This is a genomic window from Aromatoleum sp., from assembly GCF_032027225.1.
In the GTDB taxonomy this organism is placed as follows: Bacteria; Pseudomonadota; Gammaproteobacteria; order Burkholderiales; family Rhodocyclaceae; genus Aromatoleum.
Genome location: NZ_JAVSMM010000007.1, coordinates 20280 through 42476 on the forward strand (window position 1 = coordinate 20280; position 22197 = coordinate 42476).

At 62.2% G+C, this 22197-nt stretch carries 20 protein-coding genes; 3 read left to right on the forward strand and 17 right to left on the reverse strand.

The annotated features are described in order from the left end of the window. Positions 1-118: 118 nt before the first annotated feature. The 17 genes from ROZ37_RS09660 to ROZ37_RS09740 all read right to left on the reverse strand — a co-directional run bounded on the left by ROZ37_RS09660 (position 119) and on the right by ROZ37_RS09740 (position 19293). Positions 119-889, reverse strand: a complete 771-nt coding sequence (locus ROZ37_RS09660; protein ID WP_312659120.1) for an HD-GYP domain-containing protein — start codon at positions 887-889, stop codon at positions 119-121. A gap of 110 nt (positions 890-999) precedes the next feature. Beyond that, entirely contained in the window at positions 1000-3375 is a 2376-nt protein-coding gene (locus ROZ37_RS09665) for a heavy metal translocating P-type ATPase (RefSeq protein WP_409449948.1), read from the reverse strand. 951 nt (positions 3376-4326) lie between these two features. Next, positions 4327-5178 (reverse strand): transposase, encoded by an 852-nt coding sequence (locus ROZ37_RS09670; RefSeq protein ID WP_312659121.1) that lies wholly within the window; start codon positions 5176-5178, stop codon positions 4327-4329. Between the two features lie 22 nt (positions 5179-5200). Next, complete coding sequence (locus ROZ37_RS09675; RefSeq protein ID WP_312659122.1) at positions 5201-5458, reverse strand: hypothetical protein; 258 nt, start codon at positions 5456-5458, stop codon at positions 5201-5203. Between the two features lie 417 nt (positions 5459-5875). Continuing rightward, entirely contained in the window at positions 5876-6250 is a 375-nt protein-coding gene (locus ROZ37_RS09680) for a hypothetical protein (RefSeq protein ID WP_312659123.1), read from the reverse strand. 218 nt (positions 6251-6468) lie between these two features. Beyond that, positions 6469-6747: a periplasmic Cu(I)/Cu(II)-binding protein CopK gene (copK, locus tag ROZ37_RS09685; RefSeq protein WP_312659124.1), complete on the reverse strand. Its 279-nt coding sequence runs from the start codon at positions 6745-6747 to the stop codon at positions 6469-6471. 233 nt (positions 6748-6980) lie between these two features. Next, positions 6981-7277: a hypothetical protein gene (locus ROZ37_RS09690; protein WP_312659125.1), complete on the reverse strand. Its 297-nt coding sequence runs from the start codon at positions 7275-7277 to the stop codon at positions 6981-6983. Positions 7278-7852: 575 nt separating this feature from the next. Further along, entirely contained in the window at positions 7853-8107 is a 255-nt protein-coding gene (locus tag ROZ37_RS09695; protein WP_409449949.1) for a DUF2933 domain-containing protein, read from the reverse strand. Between the two features lie 218 nt (positions 8108-8325). Beyond that, positions 8326-11493 carry a CusA/CzcA family heavy metal efflux RND transporter gene (locus ROZ37_RS09700; RefSeq protein WP_312659126.1) on the reverse strand — a complete coding sequence of 1056 codons (3168 nt, stop codon included), beginning with the start codon at positions 11491-11493 and terminating at the stop codon, positions 8326-8328. A 1-nt stretch (position 11494) separates the two neighbouring features. Beyond that, entirely contained in the window at positions 11495-13078 is a 1584-nt protein-coding gene (locus ROZ37_RS09705; RefSeq protein WP_312659127.1) for an efflux RND transporter periplasmic adaptor subunit, read from the reverse strand. Then, positions 13075-14388, reverse strand: coding sequence for a TolC family protein (locus ROZ37_RS09710; protein ID WP_312659128.1), 1314 nt, complete (start codon positions 14386-14388; stop codon positions 13075-13077). The genes ROZ37_RS09705 and ROZ37_RS09710 overlap by 4 nt, the downstream gene beginning before the upstream one ends. A 101-nt stretch (positions 14389-14489) precedes the next feature. Continuing rightward, positions 14490-14837: a copper-binding protein gene (locus tag ROZ37_RS09715; RefSeq protein WP_312659129.1), complete on the reverse strand. Its 348-nt coding sequence runs from the start codon at positions 14835-14837 to the stop codon at positions 14490-14492. A gap of 105 nt (positions 14838-14942) precedes the next feature. Then, a complete protein-coding gene (locus ROZ37_RS09720; RefSeq protein WP_312659130.1) occupies positions 14943-15449 on the reverse strand; it encodes a cupredoxin family protein in 507 nt (168 codons plus the stop codon). A 168-nt stretch (positions 15450-15617) separates the two neighbouring features. Next, on the reverse strand, positions 15618-17018 hold the full coding sequence (locus tag ROZ37_RS09725) for a copper oxidase (RefSeq protein ID WP_312659131.1): 1401 nt from the start codon (positions 17016-17018) through the stop codon (positions 15618-15620). A gap of 17 nt (positions 17019-17035) precedes the next feature. Beyond that, positions 17036-18448, reverse strand: a complete 1413-nt coding sequence (locus ROZ37_RS09730; protein ID WP_312659132.1) for a TolC family protein — start codon at positions 18446-18448, stop codon at positions 17036-17038. Next, complete coding sequence (locus ROZ37_RS09735) at positions 18445-18780, reverse strand: hypothetical protein (protein ID WP_312659133.1); 336 nt, start codon at positions 18778-18780, stop codon at positions 18445-18447. Before ROZ37_RS09735 ends, ROZ37_RS09730 begins: the two co-directional genes overlap by 4 nt. Positions 18781-18870: 90 nt before the next feature. Continuing rightward, the gene (locus ROZ37_RS09740; RefSeq protein WP_312659134.1) at positions 18871-19293 is read right to left on the reverse strand and encodes a hypothetical protein; all 423 of its coding nucleotides are present in this window, start codon (positions 19291-19293) and stop codon (positions 18871-18873) included. Between the two features lie 173 nt (positions 19294-19466). Between ROZ37_RS09740 and ROZ37_RS09745 the strand changes: the two genes are divergently transcribed. The 3 genes from ROZ37_RS09745 to ROZ37_RS09755 are packed head-to-tail and all read left to right on the forward strand — an operon-like array spanning position 19467 to position 22055. Beyond that, positions 19467-20147, forward strand: coding sequence for a heavy metal response regulator transcription factor (locus ROZ37_RS09745; protein ID WP_312659135.1), 681 nt, complete (start codon positions 19467-19469; stop codon positions 20145-20147). Beyond that, on the forward strand, positions 20144-21559 hold the full coding sequence (locus tag ROZ37_RS09750) for a heavy metal sensor histidine kinase (RefSeq protein WP_312659136.1): 1416 nt from the start codon (positions 20144-20146) through the stop codon (positions 21557-21559). The genes ROZ37_RS09745 and ROZ37_RS09750 overlap by 4 nt, the downstream gene beginning before the upstream one ends. A 31-nt stretch (positions 21560-21590) precedes the next feature. Next, positions 21591-22055: a DUF411 domain-containing protein gene (locus ROZ37_RS09755; protein WP_312659137.1), complete on the forward strand. Its 465-nt coding sequence runs from the start codon at positions 21591-21593 to the stop codon at positions 22053-22055. The last annotated feature ends 142 nt before the right edge of the window (positions 22056-22197 follow it).

Genomic DNA, 22197 nt, shown 5'->3' on the forward strand with positions numbered 1-22197 from the left:
CAGCACTGCGCGTGTTCGGCGTCTGGCTGCTGGCGTCGCTCGTGCTCCACCTCGCCTAGGAGATCGCCCAGCTTCCGTTGTACGCGTTGTGGTACGAGGACGCGCCCCGGGGCGCGCGCTATGCGTGCCGATGCCATGATTCCCCGACATCGCGCTCGCATTTCATTTGCACCATGCGTCGCAGAACTGCTTCCTCCGCGACGAACGCGTCGACCGCAAGCGGATCGAACTGCTTACCCGACATTCGAAGTATCTCTGCCTTGGCGGCGTCAAACGACAGGCCCTTCCGATAAGGGCGGTCCGACGTCATCGCGTCGAGAGTATCGATGACGGCGAAGATCCTCGCCCCCAACGGAATGGCGTCGCCCCGCAGCCCGCGCGGATAACCTTTGCCGTCGAAGCGTTCCTCGTGGCAGCGCACCATTTCCGCCGCTTCCTGCATGCCCGGAAGGCAATTTACGAGGTGGTGGCCGTCCTCGGGATGGCGCCGCATCATGGCCCATTCGTCGTCATCGAGTGGCCCGTTCTTCAGCAAGATTCGGTCCGGAACACCGATTTTCCCGACGTCGTGTAGCAGCGCCCCCCAATAGATCTGAGCGAGCCGCCGCTCGTCGTTCGGAATGAAGCGTTTTGCGAGGACCACCGTGTGGCAGGCGACACGCCGCGAGTGGAGGCCGGTCTCGTGTTCGCGCAGATCGAGCGCGCGGGCCAGCGCCTCGGCGAAACCGGCGCTCAGGCCCGCACAAGCAGAGCATTCCGCGGCGAGCGGTTCGAGAAAGCAACGCTCGCAGAGACGATCGTCAGTTTCCGGTTGCTGCCGAGGCACCATCATCGCACCGCAGCAACTGCACTGTGCAGCAGAGATAGTGGAAGTGTACGAATTATTCACGGCTCAATCTCCCCTGACGGCAGTGCGCTCGGGGGTAGTGCGACGGATCATGCCGCGCCCCCTGCTTGGCGCGACACTATTTTCGCCCAATCCAGCGTTGCCGAGCGCCGTCAAATCCTCGCGTTGCGCAGTCGCAGCGCGTTGCCCACGACTGATACGGAACTCAGGCTCATTGCCAGGGCCGCAATCAGCGGTGACAGCAGCAGCCCGAAGGCCGGGTAGAGCACCCCCGCGGCGATTGGCACGCCGAGTGCGTTGTACAGAAATGCGAAGGTCAGGTTCTGGTGCATGTTACGCACCGCGGCGACCGACAGCGCGCGGGCGGTTGCGATGCCGCGTAGATCGCCCTTTACAAGCGTCAGGTGTGCACTGCTCATCGCGACGTCGGTGCCGGTGCCCATCGCGATTCCGACGTTGGCGCGGGCAAGCGCCGGCGCGTCATTGATTCCGTCTCCCGCCATTGCCACGACGCGGCCGTCGGCTTGCAGCTTTGCAACGAGGTCGTCCTTGTCCTTCGGTTTGACTTCACCGTGCACCTCGTCGATGCCGAGTTGACGACCGACGGCTCGGGCCGTCGTATGCCCGTCACCGGTTGCCATGATGATCCGGAGACCACTTGTGCGTAGGCCGTTGAGGGCGTCGAGCGTCGTCGGCTTGATTGGGTCGGCAACCGCCAGTAGCCCGGCGATCTTCTTGTCGACTCCGAGGAACATCACGCTCGCGCCTTCCTGGCGCAGGGCTTCCGCTCGCACTTCGAGCGACCGCCAGTCGACGCCTTCGTCTTCCATCAGCGTCGTGTTCCCGAGCGCAATCGAACGTCCCTCGACGCTTCCGCGCACCCCAATACCGGACGAGGACTCGAATGTATCGGCATTGCTGAGCACGAGCCCCTGCTTTCTCGCCTCTGCAACAATCGCATGGGCAAGCGGATGTTCACTGCCCTGGTCGAGGCTTGCAGCGATACGCAGGACTTCCGCTTCGGTCCAGTCGGGTGTGGTTGCAACGCTGTGGAAGGCGGGCTTGCCCTCGGTCAGTGTCCCGGTCTTGTCGACGATCAGGGTGTCGACTTGGCGCATCGACTCGATGGCCGCGGCATCGCGAAACAGGACGCCCCGCGTCGCCGCGTTGCCGGTAGCGACCATGACAGTCATCGGCGTCGCGAGCCCAAGCGCGCACGGGCACGCGATGATCAGCACCGCTACAGCGTTGATCAGACCGTAGGCCCAACTCGGCTGCGGTCCAACGAAGCCCCACGCAAGCAGCGTGGCGAGCGCGATCGCGATGACGCCGAGGACGAAGTAGCCCGCAACGCGGTCGGCGAGCCGCTGCAAGGGGGCACGTGAGCGCTGTGCCTGGGCGACCATCTGCACAATCTGGGACAGCACGGTCTGTGAGCCGATTTTCTCCGCAACCATCACGAGTGCGCCGCTGGTGTTCAGCGTCGCGCCGATGACCTTGTCTCCGGGACGCTTGGTAACCGGCATCGGCTCGCCGGTTAGCATTGACTCGTCGACCGAGCTCGCGCCCTCGACGACGGCGCCGTCGACCGGGACCTTCTCGCCCGGCCGCACCCGCAGGCGGTCACCCGGGTGGACGTGCGTTAGCGGAATGTCCTCGTCGGCTCCGTCGTCACGGATGCGGCGCGCGGTCTTCGGCGCGAGGCCGAGCAGTGCGCGGATCGCCGCGCCCGTCTCCGAGCGCGCTTTCAGTTCAAGAACCTGGCCGAGCAGGGTCAGCGAAATGATTACCGCGGCCGCTTCAAAATAGACCGCCACGTGCTCGCCCATTCGGAACGACGTCGGAAAAACCTCCGGCATGACGGTCGCGATGACGCTATAAACGTACGCAGCGCCAGTGCCGGTGGCGATTAGCGTCCACATGTTCGGACTGCGATTTGCTAGTGACTGCACTCCGCGGACAAAGAATGGCCAGCCCGCCCACAGCACCACGGGCGTTGCGAGCACGAGTTCGACCCACGGGCGCGCTGCGCCGAGCAGCGAATCGAATGCATCCCCGGACATTGCTATCGCGGTGACGAGCACCGTTAGCGGCAGCGTCCACCAGAATCGGCGGCGAAAGTCGCGGAGTTCCGGGTTGTCTTCCTCTTCGCCACCGGGGAGCACCGGCTCGAGCGCCATTCCGCACTTCGGGCACGTGCCCGGTCCGATTTGACGGACCTCGGGGTGCATGGGGCAGGTGTACTCGGTCCCTAAAGCAGCACCTGAACTTATGGGAGCGATTTGGGCGGGCCGCTGCAGGTAGTTGGCAGGGGCAGCGGCGAATTTATCGCGGCATTTCGCACTGCAGAACCGGTAGATTTGTCCCCCGTAGCTTGACGTATGCGGCGAGTTCACCTCGACCGCCATGCCGCATACCGGGTCCCTTAACCCCGCGTTGGTCGTTCTAGCGTCAGCGAGAGCGTGCGAGTGCGTATGTGAGTGTTCATGAGCGACCTCGGCTTCTCGGTGTTGATGTTCCTGTCGCATGTCGTTTCTCCATCAGTAAACTAGATGGATCTACCCAAGCGAAGGAACCCTCGGCCCTCGTCAGAAGCGGCAGACCCCCAAGCCAGAAGGAGCCTAAAAGGCAATCGGCCACGCTCACGGTCATCAATGCCCCGGCCCATCGGCTAAATTCTACGAAAAACCTACTGTCTGGAAGGTGGCAAGAGCATTACAACTCTGTAATGAGCCGTGCTGTCCGTAGTCGTAGGCTGCTGGAAATTTTCGCTTGTGAATTCCGATACCTATTGCTTGTGCCGCGGCGATCACCTCGCCCGTTTATCGCGATTGACGGCTCTGCTGCCCGGACAATTTCTGCTTCGACGGGATCTTAGCTATTCGATTAGACGCACAATGACCGTTTGTCCTACCTTGCATAACGATGACACAAACCTAATCTCTGCATCACTCTCCTGTTAGGCGCTGGCGCCTAAACTTGAATGTCTCAACGTTTGCGACAGCAATCCTCATCTGCAGTCATTCGCGTCAACCTGTGACTTCTCAAGTCAGGAGATCTAATGAAACCGAAGTCTGCATCAGATCACGGACGTCATTGCTCCTGTCGCCTACTTGCACAAGCAGTGGGATTGCCTGCTGGCGTTATAGGATATCGCTTCTGCGCGAAAATACTTAAAGCGCGTTGGGTTATCGCGTGCGATCACGGGACTTTCAATGAATCGCCGAGGCATGACACTGAAGGCAAATGGCACGATGTCGGCGAGATTGATCCCAGAATCAAGGTGATCCTCGTCCACGACGAATAGCGATGCGTTATTTCACGCTTTCGACCCGTTCTGGTCACACCCCTCCAACGCTGCGCGAGAAGTTAGGCGGGGAGATCACAGCCACGTCGTGTGTTCTGATGAGTCGCGTGCTCGCCGGTACGTAGAGTGCTGTTGGAAAGGCGCGTGTTTCCGTAGCCTCAATGCCATTAAGTTAAGCGGTCTTGTACGCGAAATGGAAGCCAGCGATGCGCACCCCCCCCTCGGCTCTCTTGGCATTTCGGTCTGGCCGGGTTCGCTCGAAAGAACTGGGTGCGCGCAGTCGTTCGATGAGTCGGGAAATGTGCGTGTCGATATCCATGGCGAGCAAGATGCGAGGCAGGAAGTGACGCAAACTTTTGAGCACCAGGGTGCAGTTGAGCTGAACCCGCCAGCCCTTTTGGTTGGGCTCGGGCGGCACCAGCCCAGCGTGCTGCGGGTAGGCGTCAAGCGCCAGCACCGCCGCACAGTTGGCGCGCACCAGCGATGCATAGAAATCCTGAGCGACCGTATGCGGAAGCACCCCGCTCCAGTTCTCGACCTGCAGGCGCGCCTTGATGAGCTTGAAAACCTCCTCAATGCGCCAGCGGCTGCGGTACAGGGCCGCGAACTGCGCCGCATTCAAGGTGGCGTCGTGCAGATTGGTGGCAACCACCAACACCTTGCCATTGGGCAAGACGTGCCGCAACAAGCGCAGTCTGAGGGGGGCTTCGGCGGTTCCCAAATCACAGACCTGGTCGGCGCAATGACTGCGCAGGACGCGCCGCGCCTCGTTCCAACTGCTACCCATGCGCACGCAAAAAGCCACGCCCTGCGTGCACAAGGTACCGAGCAGTTCGCGGGAGGGATATCCCCGATCCATCACCAGCAAATCCTTTGCCCCCAGCACTGGAAAGTGATGGCTTGCCAGGGATCGATCATCCTCATCAAAGCCGCCCAGCCAGGCATCCACGAAACAATCGCGGGCAACATCGAGCAGGGCAGAGGCGCGCGCCAGGGGGCGGAACTTGCCGCACGAGGTGTTCATGCCTCCGAAGTGCTCGGCGCATTCAGGGACGTTTGGGGGTACGCAGCACGGTCGTATCCAGCGCCAGGACGCGATAGCCGTTCCACAAGGGCACTTCACTGTGCTCGACGAAATACGTGGCACTCACGCCGATCAAGTCCCTCAGCGCCTCCGGTCGAATCTGCCTGCGTGCCTGACACAGCGCGCTTTTGGAGGGCGGGCGCACCAAGCCAGACGCCAGCGCGTGATCGAAGAACGCGTCCAGTTCCGGCTGCAGTCCGGCGCGCGGAGCGTTGAGCAAGAAGGCGACGACGCGCGGCAGCGGAAGTTGGCGCTCACGGATGAAGGCCGTGGATTTCGTGCGGGCCTGCGCAGCAAACGCGTCGGAGTTCAGGTGCGCACTCAGGGCGGAAAATATGGCACGGGACTTGCAACGTCATGGTCATTTACAGGCTAACATTGCGATCTGTGTATTTTACAGTAACATGCTGGTTTATAAAGAAGTTTTTGCTAACTTAATGGCATTGTCCGTAGCCTGGTGGCCCTCGACTGCCAATTCAGTTCGTGCGGTCGTGCCCATCATCGAGCCCGGGAAGCACTTGCTCGATATTGAGGGTAGAGCGGTCCCGCAGTGGCCCTTCTGTGCGAGAAGCCCGACCACTGCCAGGAAATCGAACATCGCGTCCGACGTCGCGCAAATACCGGATGTGTCAGTCCTTCAGGGGGCTGCCTGCTGACTTAATTGCCGGTGAAGCGTAGCCATCGTCGAATACTCCTGCGCAGTCGCATCATATTTGTCGGCTATCGAATTGCAGTGTCTGTTCATGCTCGCGCCACCGCCTCTTCCGCTCGGCTCCCAAACTGAGTAGGAGCGGGCCATCTTACGATGCCTGTCGGCGTTCGCCTTTGCCTCAGAAGCGGCGGCTTCGTAATAAGCCACAAGTTCCTTGTGATCCGCAGGGGTGCGAGCATTTTCAATCTTCTGGAGCAACTCGGCGGATGCCGGCTGTGGGCCGGCGGTGGTACACGCAGCCAGGATCAGGCTAAGTCCAAGAGCAACTGCAACAGGCACCGATGTACGAGTGGATTTCATTTCACGTTCTCCGTATGCGGCAGCTAGCGCTAATGAAACGTATACTCTCGCGAACATTCCCCCCCCCACGTTCACGCATGGATCGTCTCGCGATGATCGCTTTTCAGGGCAATTGTCAAATTGTCGAAACGAAGTGGGCCGTTAGGTAACGCGCGCAGCCCTCGCCGCCTCTCTACTTGAAGCCAAGAAAAAGAGGGCAAGCGCGCGAGTGAGGGTACTTAGCCCCCGCGATGAATTTCGTGACGTTTTTCGACACGCCAAATCTCATTGCCCTTCATCATGATCTTTTCGCCATCTTTGGTTTCCATCACCTGGCCGTCCTTCATGCTCTGGGCGCGCCCTCCCTTGTCCTCCATGCCCATCTTGCCGTCCTTGAAAATATAGAGCGTGGAGCCGTCCTTCAATTCGTAGGATTTCTCGACCTTCTCTTTATCGACGGCGAGAGCTCCCGTGGCGATGATGGCAGCAGCAGCGCCGATGATCAGTTGTTTCAGCATGATTTGCTCCTTTGTATTGTGATTCACTTGTCAGCCCGGGAGGTTCAATGGGTTCAATGGCTTGGAGTGCCTCCTGGACATTTCTCGGCTAGTGAGAATCCTCTCAGTGACTGGTTAAACACCTCCTTGATAGCGCGAATCTTCTTCAGCGCAAACGTCGTGGCCGCGCCGCGACGCCCGCGAGGCTTACGCATGTCGACGCACGACTCTCTCGGGGAAAGTACCGCGATCTCCTACTTCGCGTTCAACGCCGCGAGAAAGTTCTTCTGAAATTCGATTCCCCCGGACCACAAGGAGGTCCAGAGGGATAACCCGACGCGGCTGCTTTCGGCTAGGAATTTTGGAAATCCGTTATCCAGGAAGAGCTCGCGGCCTGCTTCCGCGGTAGCGATCATTCGGCTCGTCGCTTCCGCGTTAAAGTCGGCGAGCCCCTTGCAGCATTTCAAGCCCAGATCGCAGCAAGAGCGCGTCACGTCCATTTGTGCCTTGAAGTGTTGTTGAGTGAAATTAATGTCTGCACTGCCGTTCATGTACTGCTCCTGCGTGAGTTCAATCCGGAAGACTTGGCACACAGCCCGTTCCTCTACACGCCCGCTCGTTCGTTGAAAATGGGCAAAGGGAGCGGATCGTCTATTTCATGTCACCGACGCTTACGGGACTCTTCCGGCCCGAAACCTTGTCTGGAAGGCGGCTTCGCGGGAGTGGGGGGCACGTCCAAACGCTCTGCGGCGTGATCGCGCCGCGCTCCGGGCTTCGTCGCGTTTTCCGGCTTGGTTTCGTCCTCCGACCTGTTCAGGGTGGTGTCAGGCGGAACGTCAGTTGACGATTGCGCCGCACTTGTAGCCATCGCGGCTACAGCGAGGAGGCTAGCGAATAAGAGCATCTTGACCGTCACCGCAACCCTCTTAGAAAGTTTGGTATGACGAAGGGGTGCTTCAGTCCAGTGGCATACGAGAAACAGCTTACATTCCCTTTGCTGTCGCCGCCGTGACTCAGAAATTACAAGTACGCAATGCTCGTGACAGCTTTCGCCTGGCTTTCGTGCTCAGAGATGGTGGAACGATTCAGTTGGCGTGGCTACCCGGTGAAGGAAGCGGAGAAGTGTTCAGTTTCTCTTTCCGTTTGCCGAGTTGCCTTCGCGGTGCACGCCATGTCCACCGTGTCCGCCATGCCCGAACAGGTGCATGAGCGGGCATAGCAGCAGGAGCAGATAGACCCACATTCCGGCAAGGTGGGTCCAGTGTTCGCGAATCAGAAAAAACAGCGCAATAATCGCGAGCATCACGCCAGCGATCGTGCCTTTAGACCGATACCAAGGCGAATCGGGCGCGTGATCCTGGGGTGAATGTGTCGAGTTCACGGGTGCCTCCTGTAACCAGGATGACTCCCCGCGCCCGGCGGCGGGGCCGAGCAGCACGCGGAAACATGCGCTTGGGCGTGCGCCTTCTCATTTTCCCTGCACCATTCCCGGAAGGACTCCCAGAATTGCTTCAGCCGCATCCACACGATCTGTTCCTTCACATCCGAGCCATGGCTTCAGCATACGTGGCCCGATCTGACACAGTGCTGACCGGGTCGTTACATTTCCGTCACCGGGACGACAGGCGCGACGGAGCCGTGCGCCTGCGTCCGGCGTAGCTCCCACTGCTTCAGCAATGCGTAGATCGCCGGGATCACGCCGAGCGTCAGAATGGTCGAGGAGATCATGCCGCCGACCATCGGCGCTGCGATCCGGCTCATGACTTCGGAACCGGTGCCGGTGCTCCACATGATCGGCAGCAGACCCGCCATGATCGCGACGACGGTCATCATCTTCGGCCGTACGCGCTCGACCGCGCCTTCCATGATCGCCTCGTACAGGTCGGTGACCGTCGGTTCACGACCTTCCGCGAACCGCTTCGCGCGGATCGCTTGCCATGCATGGTCGAGGTAGATCAGCATCACGACGCCGGTCTCGGCGGCGACACCGGCGAGCGCGATGAAGCCGACCGCGACCGCGACGCTCATCTGGTAGCCGAGCCACCACATCAGCCACACACCGCCGACGAGCGCGAACGGAACCGACAGCATTACGATCAGCGTCTCGGTGATGCGCCGGAAGTTGAGGTACAACAGCACGAAGATCAGACCGAGTGTCAGCGGCAGCACGACCTTCATCTTTTCTTTCGCACGCTCCATGTACTCGAACTGGCCGCTCCACGTCGCGTAGTAGCTCGGCGGAAACTCGACCTGCTCGGCGACCACCTGCTGCGCACGTTTCACGAACGCGCCGAGGTCGGCCTCGCGTGTGTCGACGTACACATAGGCCGCGAGCAGTGCGTTCTCGGTGCGGATGCCGGGCGAGCCACGGGTGAGCCGCACGTCGGCGAGCTGGCCGAGCGGGATCGGGCCGCTCGTGGTCGGCACATAGACTTCGGCCGCGATGCGTTGCGGGTCGTCGCGCAGGCCGCGCGGGTAGCGCACGGTGACGTTGTAGCGTTCCAGCCCTTCGACCGCGGTCGTCACCGTGTCGCCGCCGAGCGCGGTCGCGACGACTTCCTGTAGCGCGTTGACGGTGAGGCCATAGCGCGCGAGCTGGTCGCGGCGGGGCACGATATCGATGTAGTAGCCGCCGCTGACGCGCTCAGCGTATGCACTGCTGGTACCAGGCACGGTGCGAACCGCAGCTTCGATCTGCTTAGACACCTTTTCGATGACATCCAAATCCTTGCCAAAGACCTTAACCCCGATCGGTGTACGAATGCCCGTCGACAGCATGTCGGTCCGTGCCTTGATCGGCATCGTCCACGAGTTCGCGACGCCGGGAAATTTCAGCGCCGCGTCCATCTCGGCGATCAGTTTGTCCGTCGTCATGCCCGGGCGCCATTCGGCCTGCGGCTTCAGGTTGATCACGGTTTCGAACATCTCGAGCGGCGCCGGGTCGGTCGCCGACAAGGCGCGTCCTGCCTTGCCATAGACGGATTCGACTTCAGGGAAGGTCTTGATGATCCGGTTCGTCGTCGCGAGCAGCCGTCCCGTTTCGGTCACCGAAATGCCCGGAAGCGTGGCCGGCATGTAGAAGAGGGTGCCTTCGTTGAGCGTCGGCATGAACTCGGAACCAAGCTGGCGCGCGGGAAAAATCGTCACCGCCATCGCGACGACCGCGGCGACGAGCGTCAGCCCCTTGTGGCGCATCACGCCCCGGATGATCGGCCGGTAGACCCAGATCAGGAAGCGGTTCACCGGGTTCCTCGCTTCGGGCAGGATGCGCCCGCGCACGAAAAACAGCATCAGCACCGGCACGAGCGTCACCGACAGCAGCGCCGCGCCCGCCATCGCGAAAGTCTTCGTGAACGCGAGCGGCGAGAACATCCGGCCTTCCTGGCCTTCGAGCGTGAACACCGGCAGGAACGACACGGTGATGATCAAGAGCGAGAAGAACAGCGCCGGTCCGACTTCCTTGCACGCGTGGATGATCGCCGCCGAGCGCTCGGCCTGCGTCGCACCTTCGGGGAGATGCTCGATGCGCTTGTGCGCGTTCTCAATCATCACGATCGCCGCGTCGACCATCGCGCCGATCGCGATCGCGATGCCGCCAAGGCTCATGATGTTCGAGCCGAGATCGAGGAAACGCATCGCGATGAACGCGAACAGGATCCCGAGCGGCAGCGTGATGATCGCGACGAGCGCGCTCCTCACGTGCAGCAGGAAGATCACGCACACCGCGGCGACGATCAGGCTCTCTTCGAGGAGCGTCCATTTGAGGTTCGCGATCGCGCGCTCGATCAGGCTCGAGCGGTCGTAGACGGGGACGATTTCGGCGCCTTCGGGGAGCCCCGGCGCGATCTCGGCGATCTTCGCCTTGACGTTTGCGATGACGTCGAGCGCGTTCTGACCGAAGCGCGCCATGACGATACCGGAGGCGACTTCGCCTTCGCCGTTGAGCTCGGCGATCCCGCGCCGCTCGGCCGGCACGAGCTCGACGCGGCCGACGTCAGCGACCCGCACGGGCGTCCCGGCCTCGCTCTTCAGCACGAGGTTCGCGATGTCTTCGGTGCCGCGCAGGTATCCGCGGCCGCGCACCATGTACTCCTTCTCGGCCATCTCGACGACGCGGCCGCCGACGTCGCGGTTCGACTCGCGGATCACGCGGCTGACGTCGTCGAGCGCGAGGCCGAAGGTCGCGAGTCGGTGCGGATCGACGGTGACTTGGTACTCGCGCACGAAGCCGCCGACGCTCGCGACTTCGGAGACGCCGCCGGCTTTCGTCAGCTGGTAGCGGATGTACCAGTCCTGGAGGCTGCGCGTCTCGGCGAGCGACAGGTTCTTGCCGGTCACCGCGTACTGATAGACCCACCCGACGCCGGTCGCGTCCGGGCCGATCTGCGGGGCGACGCCGGCTGGCAACCGGCTCGCAGCGGTGCTCAAATACTCAAGCACGCGCGAGCGAGCCCAGTAGATGTCGGTGCCGTCTTCGAAGATCACATAGACGTAGGACGCACCGAACATCGAGAAGCCGCGCACGACTTTCGCGCGCGGCACTGCGAGCATCGAAGTTGTCAGCGGATAGGTGACCTGATCTTCGACGACCTGCGGTGCCTGGCCCGGGAAGTCGGTGAAGACGATCACCTGCACGTCGGAGAGGTCGGGCAGCGCGTCGAGCGGGGTGTTCTTCACCGCGTAGAGCCCGCCGCCGACGAGGAACAACGTCGCGAGCAGAACGATGAAGACGTTCTTCGCGGACCAGTCGATCAGCCGGTCGAGCATGTCAGTGGCCTCCGTGCGCAGTGGCCGGTTCCGCTGTCGATTTCACGGCCGCGCCCTTTGGAGCCTTCTCGATACGCGTGACGACGAATTCGCCCGGCTCACGTTGCTCGAACTCGAATCGAATTGGCGTGCCTGGCGTGAGGTTAGCGACGAGGTCGAGTGACGCGATGCCAAAGTCCATCGTCATCGAAGGCCATTGCAGTGCGGGGATGTCACCGTGCGTCAACGTCACGGTCTTCGCAGCCTCATCAACTGCATCGAACGTTCCTTCGCCCTGATAACCCGCAGGCGCGGTCGAATCCCCGGCCGCGCCGGCATCGGTAAGGTTGGACAGCGCCGCTTTCAACTGGCTCTCGGAATCGATCAGGAAGTTTGCCGACACGACCACGCGATCGCCTGCAGAAACGCCTTCTATGACCTCCACGTATTCGGCGCCTCGTTGTCCGACCCGCACGGGCTGCGGCTTGAAGCGTCCTTCGTCGAGCGCGAGCAGAACGACCTGGCGCGCACCGTCGTCGATGACGGCTGACGTCGGCACGGTGACGCGTGGAGATGCTGCACCGGAGGCGACGTCGACGTGCGCGAACATGCCCGGGCGCAGCAGGCCTTCGCGGTTGTCGAGTTCGAGCCGCACCTGCGTGCTGCGTGTCTCGACGTTCAACGTGGGATAGACATAGGCAACCTTCGCCTCGAAACGGCGATCGGGAAAGGCTTCGAGCGTCACGGTCGCCGCTTGACCGACGCGGACCCGACCAATGTCGCGCTCGAAGACATCCGCGATGACCCAGACCTTCGACAGGTCGGCGATGCGATAGACGGCCTCGCCCGGCAGGAAGCGTGTGCCCTGCACCGCATTCTTCTCGAGCACGACGCCGTTCGTGGGCGAATGGAAGGTCTGCCGCTGTGCTACTTCGCCACTGTGGGGCGCGGCAATCTGCCAATTTTGCAGGCGGCCGCGCGTTGCGTCCGCAAGGCGCCGCGCCGCTTCCGCGGCGACCGGGTCGGTGGTAGCGCTGTCGCGCTGCAAGCGCTCGGCGATGCGCAACTCCTCGCCGGCGGATTGCAGCTCAGGACTGTAGATCGTGAACAATGGCTGGCCGCGGCGCACCGGATCGCCGACCGCATTGACGTGCAGGCGCTCAATCCATCCCTCGAAGCGCGGCGCGACGTCGACAACCGCACGCTCGTTCAACTCGATACGGCCCGCAGCCCGCACCGCCGAGTCCACGACACGCATCTCGGCGACGGCCGTTTTCACGCCGAGCGTCTGCACTCGCGCAGGGCTCACGACGACCGCGCCGCTGTCGTCGGGTTTGTCGTCGGCATAAACCGGAATGTAGTCCATGCCCATCGAGTCCTTCTTCGGCACTGGCGAAGTGTCGGGCAGGCCCATCGGGTTGCGGTAGTAGAGGACCTTGCGTTCGCCGCTGGCGTCCCCGCCGCTTGTTGTGCCTGTCGCGGGGCTGGATGCGGTCGTCACCGGCGCGCTGTCGTGGCCTGAGCTGCGACTGCCGGCCCAGTAACCCCCCGCGAGCGCGGCGGCGACGGCAACGGCCGCCAGCGAAAATTGTGCGCCCGATTTCACTGGACTTCTCCTGCAAGTTTTTCGATTTCAGCCAGCGCCGTTTGCGCCGCGACTTCCGTCTTCAACAGCGTCAGGCGGGTGTCGACGAGCTGGCGCTCGGCCTCGATGACGGTGTCGAAGTCGACACGTCCGGTGGAAAACGCTGCGCGTGTCGCGTCCCGCGTGGCCTCGGCCTGCGGCATCAGCGTGCCGCGCAACAATTCGAGCGATCGGCGGCCGCTCTCGAACTCCGACCATGCTCGGCCAAGTTCGCCAAGGACCGTGCTTTCCGCTGAGGCCCGGCGGTGGTCGGCAGCGCTGACCATCAATGCCGCCTCGCGCTCGCGCGCCCGGCGGGCACCTTGCTGCAGCGGAATCATCACCTCGAACATCACGTCCCACGACGACGGTTCGCCGTCGCGCGGCCGGTTGTTCGTCACCCCGACACTGAAATCGGGATAGCGGTCGCGCCAGGTGCGGTCACGTTCGAGCTTTGCCGCTTCGATGCCATGCCCGGCGGACGCAATCGTCGGACTGAACGAGCGGGCGCGCTCGACGAGGCTTGCGATCGCCAGGCCCTGAGGCAGCGGCACGGGGTCGTTCGGTGCAGCGAGCTGCTCGAGCGGGCCACGCCCGAGCAGCGCGTTCAGCGCTGCGGCGAGGCCACTCCGGCGCTGCTCGACTTCGACCAAGGCGAGCCGCTGCGTCGTGATCTCCCGCTGCGCCCGCAGTACCGCCTGCTGTGGCAGCAGACCAAGGCGGTAGCGCGACAGCGTGATCTCCTCGAGGCTTTGCAGCAACGTCAGGGCGTCGCGATTGAGCGCCGCCTCGCGGTCCGCAGCGTAATAGCGCAGCCACGCCGCCTTGATTTCTGCAGCCATGGTGACCCACGCCGCGTCACGGTTGGCGTCGGCCTCAACGGCGCGGGCCACCGCCGCCTGCTCGGACAATCCGCGTTTTCCCCAGCCAGGAATCGGTTGGATGATGCGATAGCGCGTCTCCCCAACCTGCCCGGGAACGAGAGTCGTCGAGCCGCCGCGCATCGCGTTTGTGAAGTCCATCAGCTCGAGTTGGAAGCTCGGGTCCGGCAGCGCCCCGGCTGGTTCGATCCGCTCATGCGCGGCCGCAGCTTCGGCGCGGTCCACGGCGAAGGCGGGGTTGTGCGAGCGGGCATGTTCGAGCAGCGCCGAGACATCGGCGCCGAGCGGCGGGATCGGCGTCGGGAGCGCGTCTTGCGCATGGCTAAGGCTCGTCGCGGCAAGACTTGCGCTGAGCACGACGATGCCGGCGGCACGGCGCAAGGAACGCAGGCCGGCAATGTGCGGTTTCATCGGAGGACGTCCGGAATGTGGGTATTGGGGGCGAGGCAAAGAAGAGGTTCGTCGGGAAATAGTGCCCCCGCCCCGCACACGGCTGCCGACGACTAGGTGGATCAGTTCGCCGCTTCGAGCTTCTTAACGGTGAAGGCGCCCTCGACCTTCTCGGCCATGAAGCGGATCTTGTCGCCTGCCTTGACCTCGTCGAGCATCGCCGGATCGCCTGCGCGGAACACCATCGTCATTGCAGGCATGCCGAGATTCGCGAGCGGACCGTGACTGATCGTGATTTTGCCCGCTGCCTTATCGACCTTCTTGACGGTACCGTCCGACATCGCGGCCTCGCCGTTCGCGGCCGGTGTGGCAGACATATGGTCGGAATGATGCATCTCTTCCGCGAAGGACGGGGTCGCGACGGCAAACGTTGCGACGAGAGTGGTCAGAGCAATGGAATGCAGTTTCATGGCTTATCCTGCGTATCAATGAATTGCAACAGAGTATGAAGAGACAATTCCGACTGGAAAGTGACTGAAGAATTACGTTTTCGTCAGATTCGCGCCGACCCAGCTTCAACTCTCGGAGACCACGACTCGGCCGACCATCCCCGCTTGGTAATGACCAGGGATCAGGCATGCGAAATCGAAATCGCCGGGACGATTGAAGGTCCAGATAATTTCTCCGTTGCCCCCCGGGGCAACGTGCGCCATCCACGGCGCGTCGTGCTCCATGTCGGGAAACCTCTCCATCAGTTCTGCATGTTCGTCGAGCGTCGGCTTCGTGCCGAGCACCATCTCGTGCATGACCTTCCCCACGTTGTGATGGAGGAAACGAATCGTCTCACCTAGCCGAACTTCGATGCGGTCGGGTATGAAGCGCATTTCATCGGTCATGGTAATGGGAATGGTACGGCTGACCTCTCGGGCGCCGCCAGCGATGCCCCAGTCCTGCTGTTCCGGATTGACCGGCTGTTTGTCGCCCCCGTGCTTCGCATTCCCGTGTGCAAAAGATATGCGGGTCGAGAGTAGCGAGTCGACCGCGAGAAGGCTTGTTGCGAGAAATTTGCGCCGTGTCTTCATGAGGTGCTCTTTTGCGGACCCTGTATGGATAGAAGTTTTCTGTTGACGTCTGGCGTTACAGCCCGTGCGTACCGCACGAATGGCGCAGAGAGTATCGGTAGCCGATACCGACGGGAGCGTGACGGGCTGATTACTTTGTTGTCAGCTCCGCTCGGTCAGTGCGAAAGGTCACTGATGGCTGGAATGGGGGCCTGGTTTGCGGACTTCCATCGTCGCTTCTGCCGTGGCGCCGTCGCGAGCCTTCGACGAACCGTGTGCCGCATCCATCCGCGGTGGGTCCCGCAGCGCTCCCGCCCAATCGTACGCAACGCGGCCGGTGGGATGCGCGAACCAGCCCGGATTCGAGTAATCACCTGGCTTCTGGTCGCGCCGGACCTTCAGCACGGTAAACATCCCCCCCATTTCGACGGACCCGAACTGCCCTTGGCCGCTCATCATCGGCAGCGTGTTGTCCGGGAGCGGCATCTCCATCTCTGCCATGTCGGCCATACCCCGCTCGCCCATGACCATGTAGTCGGGCACCAGTTTCTGGATGTCTTCGACGATGCCGCGGTGGTCGACGCCAATCATGGTCGGCACGTTGTGCCCCATCGCGTTCATCGTGTGGTGCGACTTATGGCAATGCAGCGCCCAGTCGCCTTCCGCGTCGGCAATAAATTCGATCTGGCGCATCTGACCGACCGCAACATCGACGGTGACCTCCGGCCAGCGCGAGCCTTTTTGCGTCGGTCCGCCATCGGTGCCCGTCACTTCGAATTCATGACCGTGAAGGTGGATGGGATGGTTCGTCATCGTCAGGTTGCCGATGCGGATGCGGACCCGATCGCCCCGGCGCACGTTCAATGAGTCGATTCCGGGAAACACGCGGCTGTTGAACGTGAAGAGGTTGAACTCGAGCATCGTGTTCGTCGTCGGTGTATAGCTGCCGGGCTCGATATCGAATGAACCGAGCAGAAAGCAGAAGTCGCGGTCGACCGTTTCGATCAACGGATGCCTCGCGCGCGGATGTGTGACCCAAAACCCCATCATTCCCATCGCCATCTGCACCATCTCATCCGCATGAGGGTGGTACATGAAGGTGCCCGGGCGACGTGCGACAAACTCGTAGACGAAGGTCTTTCCCGGAGGGATGTGCGGCTGTGTCAGGCCGCCGACCCCGTCCATCCCGTTCGGCAGCCTCTGGCCGTGCCAGTGGATCGTCGTGTGTTCAGGCAGTCGGTTCGTCACGAAGATGCGCACGCGGTCGCCTTCGACGACCTCGATCGTCGGCCCCGGTGACTGACCGTTGTAGCCCCATAGCCGCGCGACCATCCCGGGCGCGATCTCGCGCTCGACCGGCTCGGCGACGAGGTGAAACTCTTTGACACCGTCGTTCATCCGCCACGGCGCCGTCCACCCGTTAAGCGTGACGACCGGGTTGTAGGGCCGACCCTCGGGCGGGGCCAAGGGAGGCGCGGTGTCCGGGCTCTTCTGCATTGCCGGATCCGGCAGCGCGGCCAGCCCCACCTTGCTCATTGCCCCCACGGCAAGCAGGCTGCTCCCGACTAGAAATTGACGCCTGTTCGACATTGAGTACTCCGTGGAACTCAGTGCTCGGCTGCCGGCGCAGGCGCCGCGGAGCTCGGTTGAGAGGTGCTCGGCGTGACCGGAGTACCGAGCAGCGTCGCGTGGAGGGCTGTTTCGGCAATCCAGAATTCGCGCTCGGCCTCGATCGCCTGAATGACGCTGGCGACCTGGCTGCGTGTCTCGGCAAGCAGCTCAAAGACACTGATAAACATGCCGTTGTATTGCAATACAGCCTCCTCGGCGATGCTCTTTCGAAGCGGCACGATTTCGTCGCGATAGTGCCGGGCGAGATCATGCGAATTGCGATAGCTGTCGTAGACCGCGCGTACCTGGGAGGTGGCGTTGCGGGCAATCTGCGCTGTGCGGTTGAAAGCGGCGAGGTAACGCGATTTGTCGCCCGCGCGGCCGGCGTCGCCGAAGTCGAACAAGGGCAGCGGCAGCTCGATCTCAAAGCCGCGTTGCGCACGCTCGCCCGTCTCGCTGTTTCGCAGCGCTGCAACCTCGAGGCCATTGACGACGCTCGTCACGCGCGTGAGGCCGAGATCCTTCGCTGTGGCCTCGAGCTCGGCTCGCGCGCGGCGGACGTCGAGGCGTTCGTCGAGCGCCGCGTGACCGACGGTCTCCTCGTCGAGAGGACGCAACGGTAGGTCCGGTAGCCGCTCGGGGAGTCTCAGCGCAAGCGCCTTTTCAGGCGGCAACCCCAGCATTTGCACAAGCGCCTCGCGCGCGCGAACTGCGCTCTGGCGTGCACGAATCTGAGTGCTCACCGCGTCTGCGTGAAGGGCCTGCTCGCGGGCGCGCTCCAGCCGGCTGAAATTGCCGGCGGCCTGCATACGTCGCCCGAGCTCTGCGCTTGTGCTGGTGGCACGGACTACGCCTTCGTGGTAATTCGCAATTTGCGCGGCCGCCACGGCTTCGATCCAGGCAGTGCGGACATCGGTGATCACTTTCAGGGTAGCCATCGACGCTTGCAGCCGAGTTTGTTGCTGCCGCAATTGCGCGCGCTCAAGCCGAACAGGAAGCAGCAGGACATCGAGCAGCGAAAAGCTGAGCGCGCGTCCGATATCGAGTTCGGTGCGTTCGCCGCCGCCGGTCCGCACGAGACGTTCGAAGCTGAATATCGGGTTCGGGAGGCGAGCCGACCGCGATACGTCGGCCGAGGTTGCCGCCGCTTCGGCCAGGATCGTCTGGAAGGCGGGACTGTAGCCGAGCCCGATCCGAACCGCGTCGTCGCGACCTAGTGGCTCGGCCAGCAGACGGTCGACCTCGGCCTCCATTTCAGCCCGTTCGGTTTCGCTGCGCAGCCAGCGGGCCTCGCTCCCCGCCTGGTCGCGGCTGAAGCGTTCGACAGCGGCGAAATTATCGTCGATCGTGGTCGTCGCGCAGCCGCTCAGAACGATGGCGGAGGCGAGGGCGAAGGGCGCTGCCTTCATTTCGCGTGCCCCCGCTTCGCATGATCGTGACCGGAGCCGCCGGAGAGCGTCTTGTGTTCGAGATTGCCCTGATGGCCGCCGAGCCGACCGACTTCGTCGTTGATTTCGCGCCAGTCACGCAAGGGTTCGTCCGCCCGATAGGGCCGATAGCCTTCGAGTGCAGAGCGGAATGCGGGCGGCGGAGTTGCAGAGGAAGAGGTTCTCGCCGACACGACATTCGAGAACATTTCGACCCCGACTGAGGATCGAGGGTCTGAGGTTTGATCATTCGCGGCAATCGCCGATGAGGTGATACAGGCGAGCGCCACGGCAGTCCATCGCGAACCGGACATGTAATCTCTTATCATGGGACGCTCTCTGTTCTTCGTTATCGTCGGGGCGGGCGCTGCCGTCGTCCTAGGAAGACAAAGCCCTTGTGTCGATTACCCGCCAGATCCGGAGGGCGGCGTCTTCATGTGCATTTCCATCATCTGCCGCATCATTTCCAGATGCTTTTCCATCTTCTGCATGTGATCGCGCATCATGTCCGGCCCCTGTCCCCCCATTGCACCGCCGATCATCGGACAGTCGGCAGGCATACCCTGCATCATCGACTCCATGGCTTGCATCTCCTCGTCCATGAGCGCCATACGCCGCGCGGGATCCTTCGCTTCACGTATCGCGCGCATCCGTTGCTGTAGCGCGGGGATGCTCGCTGCGGGGGCGGCGGAGGCAGGAGCGGCTTGTGCCGTGTCGGGATGATGGGCCTGGTGATCTTCCGGAGACGGATCCGCAGCAGATGCGGCGGACAGTGCCGTTGCCAGCGTAAGCGCGAGCATGAAGCGAACTGCCTCAATCGGTTTCATCGTTTGCCTCCTGAACAAATGGGATGAGGGCCGTGTGATAAAGGCTCACCGTGAAATACTGCAGCGTTCAAGGTGTCGGGAGCCTGTCCCCCGAATTACATCTCGGTAATCTGGAATTCGAGCCCCGCTGGCGGAGGCACAATGCCGGCGCGTCAGTGAGAACGAGGGCAAGCATGAAGATCTTGATCGTGGAGGACGAACCAAAAACCGGCGCGTATCTGCAACAGGGGCTGGTGGAAGCAGGCTTTGTGGTCGATCTGGCACGCGATGGGCTGGACGGTCTGCACATGGCGCTCAATGGCGACTATGACCTTATTGTGCTCGACGTGATGCTGCCCTCGCTGGATGGGTGGGGCGTGCTCCGTACGGTGCGCCGCAGCGGCCGGGAAATGCCGGTGCTGTTCCTGACCGCCCGCGATCAAGTCGAAGACAAGGTTCGGGGTCTCGAACTCGGCGCCGACGACTACCTCGTCAAGCCATTCGCTTTCTCGGAACTGCTGGCGCGCGTGCGCACCTTGCTTCGCCGGGGGAAGTCAAAGGAGCCGGAAATCTTCAGCGCCGGGGACCTTGAGCTCGACCTCTTGCGGCGCCGTGTAACGCGGGCAGGCACGAAAATAGACCTGACGGCAAAGGAATTCGCCCTCCTGGAACTGCTGTTGCGCCGACAAGGTGAGGTGCTGCCCCGCTCATTGATTGCATCTCAGGTTTGGGACATGAACTTCGACAGCGACACGAATGTGATCGAGGTCGCGGTCCGCCGGCTGCGTGCGAAGGTCGATGAGCCCTTTGAGCCCAAGCTGATTCGCACCGTGCGCGGGATGGGCTACGTGCTTGAGGTGCCGGAGGCGCAGTGAAACTTCGCGGACCGCGTTCGCTGACGGGGCGGCTCGCGCTGCTCTTCGCCCTGACTGCGGCGGGATTGCTCATTGTCGTGGGTCTTGTGCTCGAGCGGGCGATGGAGAGGCATTTCGAGGAACTCGATGATCATGAGCTGGTGGGCAAGCTCACGTTGATCGAGAACCTGTTTACGAAAGCACAGTCACCGGCTGAGCGGAGTCTCGTTCCACAGCGACTGGACGACTCCTTCGTCGGTCATGACGGTATGGCGGTGCTCGTGCGAGACGTCGAGGGAGCGGCGATCTTCGCGGCGCATCCCCAACAATTCACGGCACCGATCTTGGCGGGCGATCCCTTGCCGGCAGGCCTGTCCCATTGGGAAAAGGCAGGGCGTCATTACGTCGGGCGTGCGAAAAAGCTTGTACTCGCGGAACTGCCAGGAGAGCCATCCACTGTCACTGCAGTCGTCGGACTGGATACTACCCATCACGTGGAGTTCCTCGAATCCCTCAGTACGCGCCTCTGGCTCGGAATTTCAATTGCTGCCGTCATCGCGGCAGCGCTTGGATGGTGGTCCGCCCATCACGGCCTTCTCCCATTGCGACGCATCACGGAGACGGCACGAGGACTCAGTGCAAACCATCTTGAAGCCCGCCTCAGTGAGGCAGACGCCCCACTGGAAGTGCGCGCCCTCGTCGATGCGCTCAACGAGATGCTCGGTCGGCTGGAGTCGGCCTTTCAGCGGTTGTCCGACTTCTCCGCGGACATCGCGCATGAATTGCGTACCCCGGTATCGAATTTGATGACCCAGACGGCCGTCGCGCTGTCCCGGAGCCGCAACGCCGACGAGTACCGAGAAGTGCTGGCCTCGAACCTCGAGGAGTATGAGCGGATCGCACGCATGGTAAGCGACATGCTTTTCCTCGCGAAAGCCGAACGCGGACGCCTGCCCCATCCGGATGAACAGGTGGCGCTCGGAGAGGAGGCCTGTGCGCTTGTCGAGTTCTATGAGGCGCTCGCCGAAGAGCGCGGGGTGAAAATGGTCGTGCGGGGTGAAGTTGGGGTTAGCGGAGATCGCCTAATGTTGCGGCGCGCCATTTCTAACCTGTTATCGAACGCGCTCCGGCATTCCTTTTCAGGGAGCACGATCAATATCTCAGTTGCCGACGAGGGCGTCGACGCAACACTCTCAGTGCGAAATGAGGGAGACACGATCCCGGAGGAGCAACTCGGGCGCATCTTCGAACGCTTTCACCGCGCCAGTCCCCATCGTCATCGGCGGGGCGAAGGCGCCGGACTCGGATTATCGATCACGCGCTCGATCATCGAATCACATGGGGGGTGCGTCAATGTCGAGTCTTCGGGCGGCGTGACAGTATTCAAGGTCATTTTACCGCGTGGGTTACCGACCCCGTCGGCACGAGCTTGAACCCTCAAGCCGTTCTTGTCAGGAGATATCCATGCTTTCTGCCACACTACTACGCCACTCTCGCGTGCTCTTCGCCGTCGCAGCGACCACCCTTTTGTCCGGACTTCAACCTGCTCTTGCAGGAGTCGATGACGTCACCGTCTATAAGGATCCCAATTGCGGGTGCTGCGGAAAGTGGGCTGAACATCTGCGCCTTCATGGTTTCCAAGTGAAGGAGATCCCTACCGCCCAAATGGACCGCGTCAAACGGGAGGCCCGTGTGCCGGCGGCCCTCGCGTCGTGCCACACCGCAAAAGTAGGCGGATATGTCGTAGAAGGCCACGTCCCCGCTACAGACGTGAAGCGCTTACTGGCGGTAAAGCCCCAGATTGCCGGCATTTCCGCACCGGGCATGCCGCAGGGTTCCCCTGGCATGGAAGGACCATTTACACCCGATCGTTACGAGGTTGTGAGCTTCGACGGGCACGGCAACACGACAACCTTCGCTAGGCACTGAGCTTTTTCCTCCGCGTTGGGCGCACCCAGTTATGCCGCCATTCATCACTCCACGCCGTAACGACCGCGCGCCCTTCGTCGTCTTTCGCATGTCGACGCGAGTAGGGACATTGACCTTCCTACGTCGCACTGTTAGAAGGGAC

What these genes read in the sequence shown, in the direction of transcription:
- ROZ37_RS09680 (WP_312659123.1), bottom strand. Translation starts at nt 6,250, where the DNA reads ATGAAATCCACTCGTACATCGGTGCCTGTTGCAGTTGCTCTTGGACTT.
- ROZ37_RS09745 (WP_312659135.1), top strand. Translation starts at nt 19,467, where the DNA reads ATGAAGATCTTGATCGTGGAGGACGAACCAAAAACCGGCGCGTATCTG.
- ROZ37_RS09670 (WP_312659121.1), bottom strand. Translation starts at nt 5,178, where the DNA reads ATGAACACCTCGTGCGGCAAGTTCCGCCCCCTGGCGCGCGCCTCTGCC.
- ROZ37_RS09715 (WP_312659129.1), bottom strand. Translation starts at nt 14,837, where the DNA reads ATGAAACTGCATTCCATTGCTCTGACCACTCTCGTCGCAACGTTTGCC.
- ROZ37_RS09755 (WP_312659137.1), top strand. Translation starts at nt 21,591, where the DNA reads ATGCTTTCTGCCACACTACTACGCCACTCTCGCGTGCTCTTCGCCGTC.
- ROZ37_RS09690 (WP_312659125.1), bottom strand. Translation starts at nt 7,277, where the DNA reads ATGAACGGCAGTGCAGACATTAATTTCACTCAACAACACTTCAAGGCA.
- ROZ37_RS09665 (WP_409449948.1), bottom strand. Translation starts at nt 3,375, where the DNA reads ATGCGACAGGAACATCAACACCGAGAAGCCGAGGTCGCTCATGAACAC.
- copK (WP_312659124.1), bottom strand. Translation starts at nt 6,747, where the DNA reads ATGCTGAAACAACTGATCATCGGCGCTGCTGCTGCCATCATCGCCACG.
- ROZ37_RS09720 (WP_312659130.1), bottom strand. Translation starts at nt 15,449, where the DNA reads ATGAAGACACGGCGCAAATTTCTCGCAACAAGCCTTCTCGCGGTCGAC.
- ROZ37_RS09740 (WP_312659134.1), bottom strand. Translation starts at nt 19,293, where the DNA reads ATGAAACCGATTGAGGCAGTTCGCTTCATGCTCGCGCTTACGCTGGCA.
- ROZ37_RS09710 (WP_312659128.1), bottom strand. Translation starts at nt 14,388, where the DNA reads ATGAAACCGCACATTGCCGGCCTGCGTTCCTTGCGCCGTGCCGCCGGC.
- ROZ37_RS09730 (WP_312659132.1), bottom strand. Translation starts at nt 18,448, where the DNA reads ATGAAGGCAGCGCCCTTCGCCCTCGCCTCCGCCATCGTTCTGAGCGGC.
- ROZ37_RS09700 (WP_312659126.1), bottom strand. Translation starts at nt 11,493, where the DNA reads ATGCTCGACCGGCTGATCGACTGGTCCGCGAAGAACGTCTTCATCGTT.
- ROZ37_RS09735 (WP_312659133.1), bottom strand. Translation starts at nt 18,780, where the DNA reads ATGTCCGGTTCGCGATGGACTGCCGTGGCGCTCGCCTGTATCACCTCA.
- ROZ37_RS09725 (WP_312659131.1), bottom strand. Translation starts at nt 17,018, where the DNA reads ATGTCGAACAGGCGTCAATTTCTAGTCGGGAGCAGCCTGCTTGCCGTG.